We start from the raw sequence: 15,392 nt of genomic DNA on the forward strand, positions 1-15,392 counted from the left end.
GTAACATAGCCGGCTTATATGGCACTTCAAAGGCGTTGCGTTGCCTCAAGTGTGTCATAGCAAGTCGATTGTCCGGGAACCCCGCGTTATGCAAACCGCCTACACCGTTCTTATCCTGCTGATGCTGGTCAGCGTGTCGCGTCTGGTCGGGCGTGTCATACCGTTGCCGTTGCCCCTGGTGCAGATCGGCGCAGGTGCCTTGCTGGCCTGGCCGACGCTGGGGCTGCATGTGGCGCTGGACCCGGAGTTGTTCCTGTTTCTGTTCCTGCCGCCGCTGTTGTTTTCCGATGGCTGGCGCATGCCCAAGCGTGAATTGTGGCGGCTGCGCGGGCCGATCCTGACGTTGGCGGTGGGGTTGGTGCTGTTCACCGTGGTCGGCGCCGGGTACTTCATTCATTGGATCTTGCCGACGATCCCGCTTCCCGTAGCCTTCGCCCTCGCGGCGGTGTTGTCGCCGACGGATGCCGTGGCGGTGTCGGCCATTTCCCAGAACCGTTTGCCCACGCCGCTGATGCATATGCTGCAGGGCGAGGCCCTGATGAACGATGCTTCGGGCCTGGTGACCTTCAAGTTCGCCCTGGCGGCGGCGTTGACCGGTGTGTTCTCCCTGGCGGACGCCAGCCTCACCTTTGTGCTGGTGGCGGTCGGTGGCCTGGCCGTTGGCGTGGCGCTGAGCTGGCTGGTGGGCCGCTTGCGCACCTGGATGATCGCCCGTGGTTGGGACGACCCGGCAACCCATGTGGTGTTCATGTTGTTGCTGCCATTTGCCGCGTATGTGCTGGCCGAGCGCCTGGGCGCCTCGGGGATTTTGTCGGCGGTGGCGGCGGGCATGATGCAAAGCTGGCTCGACCTGTTGCCGCGCCAGACCAGCACGCGTTTGCTTAACCGTAGTGTCTGGTCGCTGCTGGAGTTTGCCTTCAACGGCTTGATCTTCCTGCTGCTGGGCCTGCAGCTGCCGGACATCATCAAGGCGGTGGTCAGCCATGAGCCGACGCTGTGGCCGACGTTGTTGTACCGCTGCCTGGACGTGGTGGCGATCTTCCTGGTGTTGCTGGTGCTGCGCTTTGTCTGGGTGCAGAGCATTTGGCGGCTGTCGGGTTTGCTGCGCAGGCTGCGTGGCAAAGGCGAGCTGACGCTGGTGCCAACGGCGCGCTCATGCTGGTTGCTCACCGTCGGCGGCGTGCGCGGTGCGGTGACGTTGGCCGGTGTGATGTCGGTGCCGCTGTTGCTGGCGCCGGGGCAGGACTTTCCCGAGCGTGACCTGCTGATCTTTATCGCCGCCGGGGTGATTCTGTTATCGCTGATCGCCGCGTGCATCGCCTTGCCGCTGTTATTACGCGGTGTCGAAAAGAGCCCCGATGAGAAGCGCCACAACGAGGTTCGCGAGGCCTGGAAGAAAACCGCGGTGGCGGCGATTCTTGCCCTGGAAACCGAGGAACTCGCTGAAACCGAAACCCAGGACGCCGCCCAGGCAGCATTGGCGGCCGAGTTGAAGGCACGCTTGATGTCGGAATACCGTCATCAGTTGGAAGTGTTCAACGATTCGGCCGAAGCCCAGGCACTGGCGCAGCAGATGGACCTGCTTGAACGCAAGTTACGCCTCAAGGCCCTGCGGGCGCAGCGGTTGGAGTTGTATAGCTTGAGCCGTCATCACCAGATTGGGGATGACGTGCTGCGGGAGGTGTTGGCGGAGCTGGATATGAGTGAGGCGAATCTGGGTACGTTGAAATAGGGCGTCAGCGCGGCGCTATCGGTTTTTAGGATAGAGGTCACTGATGAACTGTTTGTCGGTTTCGGACAGTTCATAGTTGTCGGATGTGGGCGTGTTGTTAGTGAAGTAGGTCCCCGGCATGCCGTAGTGCATGATCGAGCGCGGGTCATACTGAGAAAAATAAACCTGCCGAGGATCAAATTTTTTCAGTATTTGCTCGTCAGCCTGTTGCCTGGGTTGGTTGTAGCGATCGTGATCTTCATAGACGTTTTCTGCATTGAACTCCAGCGTCCGGTAGGGATGTTGGTGCTCATGCTTCAAGCCCAGGGCATGGCCGAACTCATGGGCCACCGTCTGGCTGGTTTTTGTACCCAAGCCGTGTGCAAAACCGATAAACATCGTGGGCTTGTGGGCGGGAACCTTCTTCGCATTTACGCCGACTGTCGATGAGCCTCCATAGGAATTATTGTCCGCTGCAATCCTGATATCGGCGTCGGGTGATTGGGTGAACTCAAACGTCAGATTGACATGAGGCGCCCACTTATTGATGTTGTTTTTGGTGAATTGCTCCTGCTCCGGCGTCATGCCAGTCAACGAGATCTTGAGTGTCGAGTGTTGCGGCCAAAGGTCCGCGGGAAATGCCACGCCACGTTTTTTCCTGCTGGGTGTGGATGTCTTCGGCGTCTGGTTGTCGTAGGCATGCTCAGGGATGGCGGGTGTTGTGTAGGCAGTAGGGTTGATGCTCAAAATGCATGGCCTCGCTGGCGAAAGGAGTTTGGAGACCCTGTAGTGGCGCTGATTGAGGGAAACGTTCCAACGAGGAGTGGCTGAATATCTGTGGCGCTGTAGGAAATGCCCAGCACCCGCACTGCATTGCACAGTGCGGGCGTGTTTCATTACTGCCGACGTTGAATAAACGCGCGAATCCGCTCCGCCGCTTCCACACACTCCGCCAGCGGCGCAACCAGCGCCAGGCGCACACGTCCGGCACCCGGGTTGAAACCGTCCACTTCCCGCGACAGGTAAGAACCCGGCACCACGGTCACGTGTTCTTCCACGAACAGGTCACGGCAGAACGCCGCATCGTCGCCCTTCACATTCGGCCACAGGTAGAAACCACCGTCCGGGCTTTGCACGTCCAGCACTGGCTTGAGGATGGCCAGCACGGCGTCGAACTTCTCGCGGTACAGGTCGCGGTTGGCCAATACGTGGGCTTCGTCCTGCCAGGCCGCAATGCTGGCCAGCTGGGTTTGCACCGGCATCGCGCAGCCGTGGTAGGTGCGGTACAGCAGGAAGGCCTTGAGGATGTCGGCGTCGCCAGCCACAAAACCGGAGCGCAGGCCCGGCAGGTTGGAACGCTTGGACAGGCTGTGGAACACCACGCAACGCTTGAAGTCCGCGCGACCCAGTTCGACGCAGGCGCTCAGCAGGCCCGGCGGCGGGGTTTGTTCGTCGAAGTACAGCTCGCTGTAGCACTCGTCGGCGGCGATGACGAAGTCGTATTCGTCGGCCAGGGCGATGAGTTTTTTCAGGGTCTCGACCGGGATCAGCGCGCCGGTCGGGTTGCCGGGGGAGCACAGGAACAGGATCTGGCAGCGTTTCCAGGTGTCCGGCGTCACCGCATCGAAGTCCGGGTTGAAGCCATTGGTGTCCAGGCACGGCAGGTAGTGCGGCTTGGCCCCGGCGAGGAACGCGGCGCCTTCGTAGATCTGGTAGAACGGGTTCGGGCTCACCACCAGCGCGTCGTCGCCACGGTTGACCACGGTCTGGGTGAAGGCGAACAGCGCTTCACGCGTACCGTTGACCGGCAGGATATTGCGCGCCGGGTCGAGCCAGCCCTTGGGCACGCTGAAACGGCGTTCGCACCAGGCGCCGATGGCCTCGCGCAGCGCCGGGATGCCCAGGGTGGTGGGGTAGACGGCCATCTGGTCGAGGTTGTCGGCCAGGGCCTTGGCGACGAACTCCGGGGATTTATGCTTGGGTTCGCCGATGGACAGCGCGATCGGGCGTTTGGCCGGGTTTGGCGTAACGCTGCCGAGCAGGGCGCGCAGTTTTTCGAACGGGTAGGGCTGCAGCTGGTTCAGGGCGTTGTTCATGTAAGCCTCTATCACGGTGTGCGCGGACCTTGTGGGAGCTGGCTTGCCTGCGATGCAGGCAACGCGGTCTACCCGCTACTCCGCGGCGATGCCATCGCAGGCAAGCCAGCTCCCACAGGGGCCGTGTTCACAAAGTTAACAATTCAAATGGTCAGGCGTGTCAGTTCGACGCCGGGTTCCTGGGTCACGCTCAGCTGCTGGACGATGGCTTCCTGCAAGCGCAGGCACAGCTCGGGGTCGGACAGCGGCTGGTTATCGGCGTCGGTGATGAAGAACACGTCTTCCACGCGCTCGCCGAGGGTCGCAATCTTGGCGTTCTGCAACGACAGGTCGAATTCCAGGAAGATCCCGCCGATGCGCGCCAGCAGGCCGGGGCGATCCGGCGCGCTGAGTTCCAGCACGGTGACCGGGCGCTGGGCGTCGTTGGAGATGGTCACCTGCGGCGCAAACGCAAAATGCTTGAGCTGGCGCGGTACCCGGCGCTGGATGATGGTCGGGTAGTCGTCAGGGTTGCGCAGGGCCTCGGTCAGGCCCTCGCGGATCTTCTTCACGCGCGCCGGGTTGTCGCCAATCGACTCGCCTTCGGTGTCGAGGACGATATAGGTGTCGAGGGTGAATTGGCTGCTGGAGGTGATCACTCGCGCGTCATGGATGTTCAGGTTGAGCTGGTCCATGGCCGCCACGGTCACGGCGAAGAAGTCGTGCTGGTCGGGCGCATAGATGAAGATCTGCGTGCCGCCTTCGAATTCGCGCTGGGTGGTTTCCTTGATCAGTACCAGCGGGCCGCCATCGGCCGGCTGTTGCAGGATCGCGTCGCTGTGCCAGGCGACATCGCCGGCGGTGTGGCGCAGGAAATAATCGTCACCCAGTTGCGACCACAGTTGCTCGACGTCGTCCGGGTCGTTGCCACCGCGCACGAGGATATCCAGGGCGGCGCTTTGGGTGCGGCGGATCTGCTCTTCGCGGTCCACCGGGTTTTCCAGGCCACGACGCAGGGCGCGCTTGGTCTCGGTGTAGAGCTGGCGCAACAGGCTGGCGCGCCACGAGTTCCACAGCGTCGGGTTGGTGGCGTTGATGTCGGAGACGGTCAGCACGTACAGGTAATCGAGGCGGGTTTCGTCGCCGACGATGCCTGCAAAATCGTGGATCACCTGCGGGTCGGACAAGTCCTTGCGCTGGGCGGTGGTGGACATCACCAGGTGGTTCTGCACCAGCCAGACGATCAGGCGGCTGTCCCACAACGGCAACTGGTGGCGCTGGCAGAACGCCTCGGCATCGACGGCGCCGACTTCCGAGTGATCGCCATGCCGGCCCTTGCCGATGTCGTGGTACAGGCCGGCCAGGTAGATCAGTTCGGGCTTGGGCAGCTTGGCCATGAGCTTGCTGGCCAGCGGAAATTTCTCTGACACCTGGGTGTACTGCAGCTTACGCAGGTGCTTGATCAGGTTCAGGGTGTGGGCGTCCACGGTGTAGATGTGGAACAGGTCGTGCTGCATCTGCCCGACGATAAAACCGAATTCCGGCAGGTAGCGCCCGAGGATGCCGTAACGGTTCATCCGCCGCAGGTTGCGGTGGATGCCGATCTTGCACTTGAACAGCTCGATAAACAGGCTGGTGTTGCGGATGTCGTTGCGGAATTCGTCGTCGATCAGGTGACGATGCTCGCGCAGCAGGCGGATGGTGTCGGCGCGCACGCCTTTGATTTCCGGCTGTTGGGCCATCAGCACGAAGATTTCCAGCATGGCGAACGGCGTGCGGCGGAACACGTTGTCGTTGCGCGCCTCGATGTAGCCGTCGTGCAGCTGGAAACGCGCGTTGATCGGTTGCGGCGGCGCTTCGTCTTCGGGGGCCAGGATCACTTCTTCGAAGTGCTGGATGATCAGGTCGCTGAGCTGGGCAATGCTCATGACCACCCGGTAGTACTGCTGCATGAAGCTTTCGATGCTGGTCTTCGCGTCTTCGCCTTCAAAGCCCAGCAGGGTGGCGATGGAGCGTTGATGGTCGAACAGCAGGCGGTCTTCGGAGCGCCCGGCGAGCATGTGCAGGGCGTAGCGCACTTTCCAGATGAACTCCTGGGAGGAGGCCAGCAGGGCGTTTTCGCTCTCCACCAGGAAGCCTTCGCCGGCCAGGGCGCGCAGGTTCAGGGTGCCGTACTGGCGACGGGCGACCCACAAGATCGTCTGGATATCCCGCAGCCCGCCCGGCGAGCCTTTGACGTTGGGTTCCAGGTTGTATTCGGTGTCGTTGTACTTGTGATGGCGGGCTTTCTGCTCGGCACGCTTGGCCAGGAAGAAGTCCTTGCTCGGCCACATGTGCGCAGTGCTGGTGACGTCGAGCATGCGCTGGCGCAGGCGCTCGGGGCCGGCGATGGTGCGGCTTTCCATCAGGTTGGTGATGACGGTGAGGTCGGCGCGGGCTTCTTCGGCGCATTCGGCCACGGAGCGTACGCTCTGGCCGACTTCCAGGCCGATGTCCCACAACAAGGTGAGAAAACGCTCGATGGAATCGCGAAAGATCTCATGATCGGCGCTGTCCAGCAGGATCAGCAGGTCGATGTCGGAGTAGGGGTGCAGTTCACCACGGCCGTAGCCGCCGACGGCCACCAGGGCGATATCGGCGTCTTCACTCCAGTTGAACTGTTCCCAGGCCTTTTGCAGGATGTTGTCGACGAACCAGGCGCGGTCCTCGATCAGCCGGCGGATGTCCCGGCCGCTGCGAAAGCGCTCATCGAGCACCTCGCGGGCCTGGCGGATCGCCTTCTTGAAGGCGGCGATGGGGCTCGCCTTCAGGGCCAGTTCGGCCTGGAACTGGCCACGGTCGAAGAGTTCGGGATCCACCTGGGGCATCGATCGGTTTTCCTTTCTATCTATTCAGTCAGTCACTACACAGCGTGGGAAAACCTGAAGCAACCTTTAGGCCGAAACGCGTGGAATCGTGTCGTCGGCGCGCAGGGTGAAGATCTCGTAGCCGGTTTCGGTGACCAGCAGGGTGTGTTCCCACTGTGCCGACAGCTTGCGGTCCTTGGTGATGGCGGTCCAACCGTCGCCCAGCACCTTGGTGTCGGCCTTGCCCTGGTTGATCATCGGCTCGATGGTGAAGGTCATGCCCGCTTTCAGTTCCATGCCGGTGCCGGCGCGGCCGTAGTGCAGGATCTGTGGTTCTTCGTGGAACACGGTACCGATACCGTGGCCGCAGAATTCGCGCACTACCGAGAAGCCGTTCTTTTCCGCGTGCTTCTGGATCACTTCACCGATGTCGCCGAGGCGGCAGCCAGGCTTGACGATCTCGATGGCCTTGTACATGCACTCCTGGGTCACCTGGGACAGGCGCTCGGCCCAGACCGGCACGGTGCCGACGTGGAACATGCGGCTGGTGTCGCCGAAGTAGCGGTCCTTGATCACGGTGACGTCGATGTTCAGGGTGTCGCCGTCCTTCAACGGCTTGTCGCCCGGAATCCCGTGGCAGACCACGTGGTTGACCGAGGTGCAGATCGACTTGGGGAAGCCCTTGTAGTTCAGCGGCGCAGGAATGGCGCCCTGCACGTTGACTATATAGTCGTGGCAGATCTGGTTGAGGGTTTCGGTGGTGACGCCGGGCTTGACGTGCTCGGCAATCATTTCCAGCACGTCGGCAGCCAGTTTGCCGGCGATGCGCATGCCAGCAATGTCTTCGGCGGTTTTCAAACTAACGGTCATACAGGCTCTCTCTAGCGCGACGCGCTGAAATCAATACGGTTCACGGGCGTGCGACAAAAGGTTACAGAATTCGCACAAGCCCCAAAAAACGCGATTCTAGCAGACGTGGGCGGCAAATCATGAGCCCCTGACGATCGCTTCTCTCTATAAGGTAGGGTGATGTTGGCTCTATTCAAGGGGTTGCGTGAATGCGGTGGGCGGCAAATGCGATTGCGGGTTTCGTTTTTGCGGATGCTGTGGTATAAAATGCGCCGCTTTCCGGGGATACCCCGTGAAGCTTAAATCCACACACGTGTCGACACGATGACCTGGGTGCCGGAGGCCTTGATGCCGCTGGTTGGTCATTGGGATACGTGGAGGCCAAACCCGACTTATTAAGGAACTATCATGTCCCAAGTCAACATGCGCGATATGCTGAAGGCCGGTGTGCACTTCGGTCACCAGACCCGTTACTGGAACCCGAAAATGGGTAAATACATTTTCGGCGCACGTAACAAGATCCACATCATCAACCTTGAAAAAACCCTGCCAATGTTCAACGAAGCTCTGACTTTCGTAGAACGCCTGGCCCAGGGCAAAAACAAGATTCTGTTCGTCGGCACCAAGCGTTCCGCTGGCAAGATCGTTGCTGAAGAAGCAGCACGTTGCGGTTCGCCGTACGTCGATCACCGCTGGTTGGGCGGCATGCTGACCAACTTCAAAACCATCCGTGCTTCCATCAAGCGTCTGCGTGACCTTGAAGTACAAGCCGAAGACGGTACTTTCGCCAAGCTGACCAAGAAAGAAGCGCTGATGCGCTCCCGTGACCTGGAAAAGCTCGATCGTTCCCTGGGTGGTATCAAGGACATGGGCGGTCTGCCTGACGCACTGTTCGTTATCGACGTTGATCACGAGCGCATCGCGATCACCGAAGCCAACAAGCTGGGCATCCCTGTTATCGGCGTAGTCGATACCAACAGCAGCCCGGAAGGCGTTGACTACATCATCCCAGGCAACGATGACGCAATCCGCGCTATCCAGCTGTACATGGGTTCGATGGCTGACGCTGTAATCCGTGGTCGCAACCACGTTGCTGGCGGTACCGAGCAGTTCGTTGAAGAAGCTCCGGTAGCTGCCGCTGAGTAATAGCGCCCTGGCGTTGACTCAGTAAGCAAAAAGGGGGCTTGGCCCCCTTTTTGCCACCTCGAAAACCATTTGTCGGCAGCGCAGCTACAACACCTGTAACGTGCAGCGGCCTACAAGGGTGATTCGGGAAGAATTGATCCCCCGTTCGATCGGGTGGAATGGTTGAAAACCTATCCAAGAGGAATTTGAAAATGGCAGCAATTACTGCAGCGTTGGTTAAAGAACTGCGTGAGCGTACCGGCGAAGGCATGATGGATTGCAAGAAAGCCCTGGAAAAGGCTGACGGCGACATCGAAAAAGCCATTGATGACATGCGTGCTTCCGGCGCCATCAAGGCTGCCAAGAAAGCAGGCAACGTAGCTGCTGAAGGCGCGATCGCTCTGAAAGAAGACGGCAAATCCGCTGTTCTGCTGGAAGTGAACTCGCAGACCGACTTCCTGGCTCTGCAGGACGACTTCAAGGCGTTCGTGGCTGCCAGCGTTGAAAAAGCATTCGCTGACAAGCTGACTACCGTTGAGCCTCTGATCGAAGCTCAAGAAGCTGCTCGCCTGGTACTGGTCGGCAAGGTTGGCGAAAACGTCAACATCCGTCGCCTGGTTCGCGTTGAAGGTGATGTGGTTGGTGGTTACCTGCACGGCAACAAGATCGGTGTTGCAGTTGTCCTGAAGGGCGGCAACGTTGAACTGGCCAAAGACATCGCTATGCACGTAGCGGCCAGCAACCCTGAGTTCCTGCTGCCTTCGGAAGTTTCTGCCGAAGCGATCGAGCGTGAAAAAGCTGTGTTCCTGCAGCTGAACGAAGAAAAAATCAAAGGCAAGCCAGAAAACATTGTTGAGAACATGGTCAAAGGCCGTATCAGCAAGTTCCTGGCTGAAGCAAGCCTGGTTGAGCAGGCGTTCGTCAAGAACCCTGAAATCAAGGTTGGCGAACTGGCCAAGAAAGCCGGTGCTGAAATCGTTTCCTTCACTTACTTCAAAGTAGGCGAAGGCATCGAGAAGCCGGTCGACAACTTCGCTGAAGAAGTTGCTGCCCAGCTGGCTGCCGCCAAGCAATAAGACAGTTTCAACTGTCGCCCGAAAGAGGCTGCCCGCTCACGCGCGCAGCCTCTTTTCAAATGGGAAGGCCAATTTTATTTGGTTTCCCTTCGGAACTGGCTTACAAAGCCGTGTTCCGATGGCGCTGTGAGAGCGTCCAGCTAGAGTGAACGCAAGCCGTAAACGGCTCGCCAAGAATTTTTAAAATACGCCGCAGGAGAGATTCGCAATGGCTCAGCAGGGCAGTGGTTATCAGGCTCGCTATAAACGCATTCTACTCAAGCTTAGCGGCGAGGCCCTGATGGGCTCGGAAGAGTTCGGGATCGATCCCAAGGTGCTCGACCGCATGGCGCTGGAAGTCGGCCAACTGGTTGGCATCGGCGTGCAGGTCGGCCTGGTGATTGGCGGCGGTAACCTGTTCCGCGGCGCGGCACTGAGTGCGGCCGGCATGGATCGGGTCACTGGCGACCATATGGGCATGCTGGCCACTGTGATGAACGCCCTGGCCATGCGTGACGCCCTGGAGCGTGCCAATATCTCGGCTATCGTGATGTCGGCTATTTCCATGGTCGGCGTGACCGATCACTATGATCGTCGCAAAGCCATGCGCCACCTGAATTCGAAAGAAGTGGTGATCTTCGCTGCCGGCACGGGTAACCCGTTCTTCACCACCGATTCGGCTGCGTGCCTGCGCGCGATCGAAATCGATGCGGACGTCGTGCTCAAGGCGACCAAGGTCGACGGCGTATACACTGCAGACCCATTCAAAGACCCGCATGCCGAGAAGTTCGATCATCTGACCTACGATGAAGTGCTGGATCGCAAGCTGGGTGTGATGGACCTGACGGCAATCTGCCTGTGCCGCGACCACAAGATGCCGCTGCGCGTATTTAACATGAACAAGCCCGGCGCCCTGCTGAATATCGTACACGGCGGCGCTGAAGGGACTCTGATCGAGGAAGGCCAACAATGATCAACGAAATCAAGAAAGACGCTCAAGAGCGTATGCAGAAATCCCTGGACTCCCTGAACCATGCATTTGGTCAGATCCGTACAGGCAAGGCCCACCCAAGCATCCTGGGCAGCGTGATGGTGCCGTACTACGGTACAGATACCTCCATCACCCAGGTCGCCAACATCACCGTAAAAGATTCGCGCACCCTGCAAGTCGTAGCCTTCGAGCGCAACATGCTCGCCGCGGTCGACAAGGCCATCCAGAGTGCCGGCCTGAACCTCAACCCGACCAACCTGGGCGAGTTGCTGCTGATCTCCATGCCGGCCCTGACCGAAGAAACCCGCAAGGGCTTCACCAAGCAGGCGCGCAGTGCCGCTGAAGACGCACGTGTTGCTGTTCGCAACATCCGTCGCGATGCGCTGGGTGACCTGAAGAAGCTGGTCAAGGACAAGGAAATCAGCGAAGACGAAGAGCGCCGTGCCGTTGCTGATATCGACAAGCTGACCAAAGATGCCGAGGCCCAGATTACCAAGGCCACCGAAGAAAAAGAAAAGGACCTGATGGCCGTATAAGGGGTCAGGACGCCTTCATGGAAAAGACCAAGCAGACTGTACCCTCTGTGGTGCCGCGCCATGTCGCGATCATCATGGATGGGAATAATCGCTGGGCGAAGAAACGCTTTATGCCGGGTGTTGCCGGGCATAAAGCGGGTGTCGATGCGGTGCGGGCTGTGATCGAGGTGTGCGCCGAGGCCAAGGTCGAGGTGCTGACCCTCTTTGCCTTCTCCAGTGAAAACTGGCAGCGCCCTGCCGAAGAAGTCAGCGCCTTGATGGATCTGTTCTTCAAGGCCTTGCGTCGTGAGGCCAAGCGCCTCAACGACAACAATATCAGCCTGCGTATCATCGGTGACCGTTCACGGTTCCATCCAGAGTTGCAGGCGGCCATGCGCGAGGCTGAGGCCATTACCGCAGGTGCCAACCGTTTTGTGTTGCAGATCGCGGCCAATTACGGCGGCCAGTGGGACATTGCCCAGGCGGCACAGCGGCTTGCCCGCGAAGTGCAGGCCGGTCATCTGCGACCGGACGACATCACGCCCGAATTGTTGCAAACCTGCCTGGTGACCGGTGATCTGCCGTTGCCGGACCTGTGCATCCGCACCGGTGGCGAGCACCGCATCAGTAATTTCCTGTTGTGGCAGCTGGCTTACACCGAGCTGTACTTCTCCGACCTGTTCTGGCCGGACTTCAAACACGATGCCATGCGCAATGCGCTGGCTGATTTCGCTTCCCGTCAGCGTCGCTTTGGTAAAACAAGTGAGCAGATCGAAGCTGGAGCCCGGGTTTAAATGCTTAAACAACGAATCATCACGGCACTGATCCTGCTGCCGATTGCCCTGTGTGGGTTTTTCCTGCTCGACGGTTCCAGCTTTGCGCTGTTTATCGGCCTGGTCGTGACCCTCGGGGCGTGGGAGTGGGCGCGCCTGGCGGGCTTCACCAGCCAGTTGCCGCGCGTGGCGTACGCCGCTGTCGTGGCGCTGTTGTTGTTCCTGATGTACATCCTGCCGGATATCGCGCCCTGGGTACTGGGTGCGGCGGTGTTGTGGTGGGCGTTGGCAACCTTCCTGGTGCTGACCTTTCCGCGTACCAGCAGCCAGTGGTCCAGCGTTGCCTGCAAGCTGGTGATTGGCTTGTTGATCCTGTTGCCGGCTTGGCAAGGGCTGGTGGAGATCAAGCGTTATCCCATCGGTAACGAGTTGATCCTGGCCGGGATGGTGCTGGTGTGGGGGGCTGATATCGGCGCCTACTTCTCCGGTCGGGCGTTCGGCAAGCGCAAGCTGGCGCCGGCTGTCAGCCCGGGCAAGAGCTGGGAAGGTGTGTATGGCGGCCTGGCGTTGACGTTGGTGATCACGCTGGCTGTCGGTGTTGTGCGCGACTGGTCAGTGAAGGAGATCTTCCTCGGCCTGCTGGGTACGGCCATTGTCGTATTTATCTCGGTGGTGGGTGACCTCACCGAAAGCATGTTCAAGCGCCAGGCCGGGATCAAGGACAGCAGCAACCTGCTGCCGGGTCACGGCGGCGTGCTGGACCGCATCGACAGCCTCACGGCTGCGATTCCGATCTTTGCCGTGCTGTTGTGGATGATCGCCTCGTGAGCCGCCTGCAGCAAGTGACCGTGCTGGGCGCTACCGGCTCGGTCGGCCTGAGCACCCTGGATGTGATCGCCCGTCATCCTGAGCGCTATCAAGTGTTTGCCTTGACCGGCTACTCGCGCCTGAGTGAGTTGCTGGCCCTGTGTGTGCGCCATTCGCCACGCTTTGCCGTGGTGCCTGAAGCCGGTGTTGCCCGAGGCTTGCAGGATGACCTGCGGGCTGCGGGCCTGGCGACCCAGGTGCTGGTGGGCGAGGAGGGCTTGTGCCAGGTCTCGGCGGATGCCGAGGTGGATACCGTCGTGGCGGCCATTGTCGGTGCTGCGGGCCTGCGCCCGACCCTGGCGGCTGTCGATGCGGGCAAGAAGATTCTGCTGGCCAATAAAGAGGCGCTGGTGATGTCCGGCACCCTCTTTATGCAGGCGGTGCGCAAGAGCGGCGCCGTGTTGTTGCCGCTCGACAGCGAGCACAATGCGATCTTCCAGTGCATGCCGGGTGATTTTGCCCGAGGCTTGAGCCAGGTGGGTGTACGCCGGATTCTTCTGACGGCGTCCGGTGGTCCGTTTCGGCAGACTCCATTGGCCGAGCTGGAGCACGTATCGCCTGACCAGGCGTGTGCCCATCCAAACTGGTCCATGGGGCGCAAGATCTCCGTGGATTCGGCGAGCATGATGAATAAAGGCCTGGTGCTGATCGAGGCGTGCTGGCTGTTCGATGCACGGCCCGATCAAGTCGAGGTGGTGATTCACCCCCAAAGTGTGATTCATTCCCTTGTCGACTATGTGGATGGATCGGTCTTGGCGCAGTTGGGCAACCCCGATATGCGCACGCCGATCGCCAACGCCCTGGCCTGGCCTGAGCGGATCGATTCTGGCGTGGCGCCGTTGGACCTGTTTGCCATTGCCCGCCTGGACTTCGAGGCACCGGACGAGCAGCGGTTTCCCTGCCTGCGCCTTGCGCGGCAAGCGGCAGAAGCAGGCAACAGTGCGCCGGCGATGCTCAATGCGGCAAATGAAGTGGCGGTGGCGGCGTTTCTCGACGGGCGCATCCGCTTTCCGCAGATCGCGAGTATCATCGAGGACGTCCTGGGCCTTGAGCCTGTGGTCGCGGTAAATGATTTGGCGGCAGTGTTCGAGGCGGATGCAAAGGCCCGGGCCCTGGCCGAGCAATGGTTGAACCGCAACGCGCGTTAGCCTGTGGGCTCGCTTGAGCCTTCAGGCACTGGATTGGAATGCGGAGAAATTAGATGAGTGCGCTCTACATGATTGTCGGCACCCTGGTTGCTCTGGGTGTGCTGGTTACCTTCCACGAATTCGGCCATTTCTGGGTCGCGCGTCGTTGCGGCGTCAAGGTACTGCGCTTTTCCGTCGGTTTCGGCATGCCGTTGCTGCGCTGGCACGACCGCCAGGGTACCGAATTCGTGATCGCGGCGATCCCGTTGGGCGGCTACGTCAAGATGCTCGATGAGCGCGAAGGCGAAGTGCCCACCGATCAGTTGGACCAATCCTTCAATCGCAAGACCGTTCGTCAGCGAATCGCCATCGTTGCTGCCGGGCCGATCGCCAACTTCCTGTTGGCGATGTTTTTTTTCTGGGTCTTGGCCATGCTCGGCAGCGAGCAAGTGCGCCCGGTCATCGGCGCGGTCGAAGCCGATAGCATTGCCGCCAAGGCCGGGTTGGCCGCTGGGCAAGAAATTGTTGCAATTGATGGCGAGCCAACCACCGGTTGGGGCGCGGTCAACCTGCAGTTGGTGCGACGCCTGGGCGAGAGCGGTACCGTCAAGGTAGTGGTGCGTGAGCAGGACTCGAGTGCCGAGACCCCGCGTGAACTGGTGCTGGATCGCTGGTTGCAGGGCGCCGATGAGCCTGATCCGATCAAGTCGCTGGGCATTCGTATCTGGCGTCCGAGCCTGCCGCCAGTGCTTGCCGAGCTGGATCCGAAAGGTCCGGCCCAGGCTGCCGGCCTGAAGACCGGTGATCGGCTGTTGGCCCTGGACGGCCAGGCGCTGGGCGACTGGCAGCAAGTGGTCGACCTGGTGCGTGTACGTCCTGATACCAAAATTGTGCTGAAAGTCGAACGCGAAGGTGCTCAAATCGACGTCCCCGTGACCCTGTCGTTGCGTGGGGAGGCCAAGGCAGCCGGGGGCTACCTCGGTGCCGGGGTGAAGAGTCCGGAGTGGCCACCCTCCATGCTGCGCGAGGTCAGTTTCGGGCCTTTGGAGGCGATTGGCGAGGGTGCGAAACGTACCTGGACCATGAGTGTACTGACCCTCGAATCCCTGAAGAAAATGTTGTTCGGCGAGCTCTCGGTAAAAAACTTGAGTGGACCGATAACCATTGCTAAAGTGGCGGGCGCTTCTGCCCAGTCGGGTGTCGCAGATTTCCTGAATTTCCTGGCTTATCTGAGTATTAGCCTGGGTGTTCTGAATTTGCTGCCCATTCCAGTATTGGATGGGGGGCATCTGTTGTTTTATCTGGTCGAGTGGGTGCGTGGTCGCCCCTTGTCGGATCGGGTGCAGGGTTGGGGGATACAGATCGGTATCAGTTTGGTGGTCGGAGTGATGTTGTTAGCTCTGGTCAACGATCTGGGACGTCTGTAACGCTTCGCTGAATTGCGAATCTGCCGCATTT

The 15,392-nt window shown here is 60.1% G+C and carries 13 protein-coding genes; 9 read left to right on the forward strand and 4 right to left on the reverse strand.

What is annotated here, in order from left to right; genetic code table 11:
• Positions 1-88: 88 nt before the first annotated feature.
• Positions 89-1,732, forward strand: a complete 1,644-nt coding sequence (locus tag PSH87_RS06455; protein ID WP_305432916.1) for a Na+/H+ antiporter — start codon at positions 89-91, stop codon at positions 1,730-1,732.
• A gap of 15 nt (positions 1,733-1,747) precedes the next feature.
• Here the strand turns inward: PSH87_RS06455 and PSH87_RS06460 are convergent, their stop codons facing one another.
• The 4 genes from PSH87_RS06460 to map form a co-directional block, all read right to left on the reverse strand.
• Positions 1,748-2,458, reverse strand: coding sequence for a M12 family metallopeptidase (locus tag PSH87_RS06460; RefSeq protein ID WP_305432917.1), 711 nt, complete (start codon positions 2,456-2,458; stop codon positions 1,748-1,750).
• Positions 2,459-2,607: 149 nt separating this feature from the next.
• The gene (gene dapC / locus PSH87_RS06465) at positions 2,608-3,807 is read right to left on the reverse strand and encodes a succinyldiaminopimelate transaminase (protein WP_305432918.1); all 1,200 of its coding nucleotides are present in this window, start codon (positions 3,805-3,807) and stop codon (positions 2,608-2,610) included.
• A gap of 143 nt (positions 3,808-3,950) precedes the next feature.
• Positions 3,951-6,653, reverse strand: a complete 2,703-nt coding sequence (locus PSH87_RS06470; protein WP_017739119.1) for a [protein-PII] uridylyltransferase — start codon at positions 6,651-6,653, stop codon at positions 3,951-3,953.
• Positions 6,654-6,719: 66 nt separating this feature from the next.
• The gene (gene map / locus PSH87_RS06475; RefSeq protein ID WP_012722594.1) at positions 6,720-7,502 is read right to left on the reverse strand and encodes a type I methionyl aminopeptidase; all 783 of its coding nucleotides are present in this window, start codon (positions 7,500-7,502) and stop codon (positions 6,720-6,722) included.
• Positions 7,503-7,889: 387 nt separating this feature from the next.
• Here map and rpsB point away from each other — a divergent pair, with 387 nt between their 5' ends.
• The 8 genes from rpsB to rseP all read left to right on the forward strand — a co-directional run bounded on the left by rpsB (position 7,890) and on the right by rseP (position 15,361).
• Positions 7,890-8,627, forward strand: coding sequence for a 30S ribosomal protein S2 (gene rpsB, locus PSH87_RS06480; RefSeq protein ID WP_003189158.1), 738 nt, complete (start codon positions 7,890-7,892; stop codon positions 8,625-8,627).
• Between the two features lie 191 nt (positions 8,628-8,818).
• Entirely contained in the window at positions 8,819-9,682 is an 864-nt protein-coding gene (gene tsf, locus PSH87_RS06485) for a translation elongation factor Ts (RefSeq protein WP_017739118.1), read from the forward strand.
• Positions 9,683-9,890: 208 nt separating this feature from the next.
• Positions 9,891-10,634, forward strand: a complete 744-nt coding sequence (gene pyrH, locus PSH87_RS06490; protein WP_003189161.1) for a UMP kinase — start codon at positions 9,891-9,893, stop codon at positions 10,632-10,634.
• Positions 10,631-11,188: a ribosome recycling factor gene (gene frr / locus PSH87_RS06495; protein ID WP_017739117.1), complete on the forward strand. Its 558-nt coding sequence runs from the start codon at positions 10,631-10,633 to the stop codon at positions 11,186-11,188. The genes pyrH and frr overlap by 4 nt, the downstream gene beginning before the upstream one ends.
• Positions 11,189-11,205: 17 nt before the next feature.
• The gene (uppS, locus tag PSH87_RS06500) at positions 11,206-11,961 is read left to right on the forward strand and encodes a polyprenyl diphosphate synthase (protein ID WP_016974405.1); all 756 of its coding nucleotides are present in this window, start codon (positions 11,206-11,208) and stop codon (positions 11,959-11,961) included.
• Positions 11,962-12,768 (forward strand): phosphatidate cytidylyltransferase, encoded by an 807-nt coding sequence (locus tag PSH87_RS06505; protein WP_305432919.1) that lies wholly within the window; start codon positions 11,962-11,964, stop codon positions 12,766-12,768. It abuts the gene before it with no gap.
• Positions 12,765-13,955, forward strand: a complete 1,191-nt coding sequence (gene ispC / locus PSH87_RS06510; protein ID WP_305432920.1) for a 1-deoxy-D-xylulose-5-phosphate reductoisomerase — start codon at positions 12,765-12,767, stop codon at positions 13,953-13,955. Before PSH87_RS06505 ends, ispC begins: the two co-directional genes overlap by 4 nt.
• Positions 13,956-14,008: 53 nt before the next feature.
• Positions 14,009-15,361, forward strand: a complete 1,353-nt coding sequence (gene rseP / locus PSH87_RS06515; protein WP_305432921.1) for a sigma E protease regulator RseP — start codon at positions 14,009-14,011, stop codon at positions 15,359-15,361.
• The last annotated feature ends 31 nt before the right edge of the window (positions 15,362-15,392 follow it).

The sequence above is a fragment of the Pseudomonas sp. FP453 genome (genome assembly GCF_030687495.1).
GTDB lineage: Bacteria > Pseudomonadota > Gammaproteobacteria > Pseudomonadales > Pseudomonadaceae > Aquipseudomonas.

Coding starts and splice junctions, on each gene's coding strand:
- dapC (WP_305432918.1), bottom strand. CDS start 3,807: ATGAACAACGCCCTGAACCAGCTGCAGCCCTACCCGTTCGAAAAACTG.
- frr (WP_017739117.1), top strand. CDS start 10,631: ATGATCAACGAAATCAAGAAAGACGCTCAAGAGCGTATGCAGAAATCC.
- PSH87_RS06455 (WP_305432916.1), top strand. CDS start 89: ATGCAAACCGCCTACACCGTTCTTATCCTGCTGATGCTGGTCAGCGTG.
- pyrH (WP_003189161.1), top strand. CDS start 9,891: ATGGCTCAGCAGGGCAGTGGTTATCAGGCTCGCTATAAACGCATTCTA.
- PSH87_RS06505 (WP_305432919.1), top strand. CDS start 11,962: ATGCTTAAACAACGAATCATCACGGCACTGATCCTGCTGCCGATTGCC.
- rseP (WP_305432921.1), top strand. CDS start 14,009: ATGAGTGCGCTCTACATGATTGTCGGCACCCTGGTTGCTCTGGGTGTG.
- rpsB (WP_003189158.1), top strand. CDS start 7,890: ATGTCCCAAGTCAACATGCGCGATATGCTGAAGGCCGGTGTGCACTTC.
- PSH87_RS06470 (WP_017739119.1), bottom strand. CDS start 6,653: ATGCCCCAGGTGGATCCCGAACTCTTCGACCGTGGCCAGTTCCAGGCC.
- uppS (WP_016974405.1), top strand. CDS start 11,206: ATGGAAAAGACCAAGCAGACTGTACCCTCTGTGGTGCCGCGCCATGTC.
- map (WP_012722594.1), bottom strand. CDS start 7,502: ATGACCGTTAGTTTGAAAACCGCCGAAGACATTGCTGGCATGCGCATC.
- tsf (WP_017739118.1), top strand. CDS start 8,819: ATGGCAGCAATTACTGCAGCGTTGGTTAAAGAACTGCGTGAGCGTACC.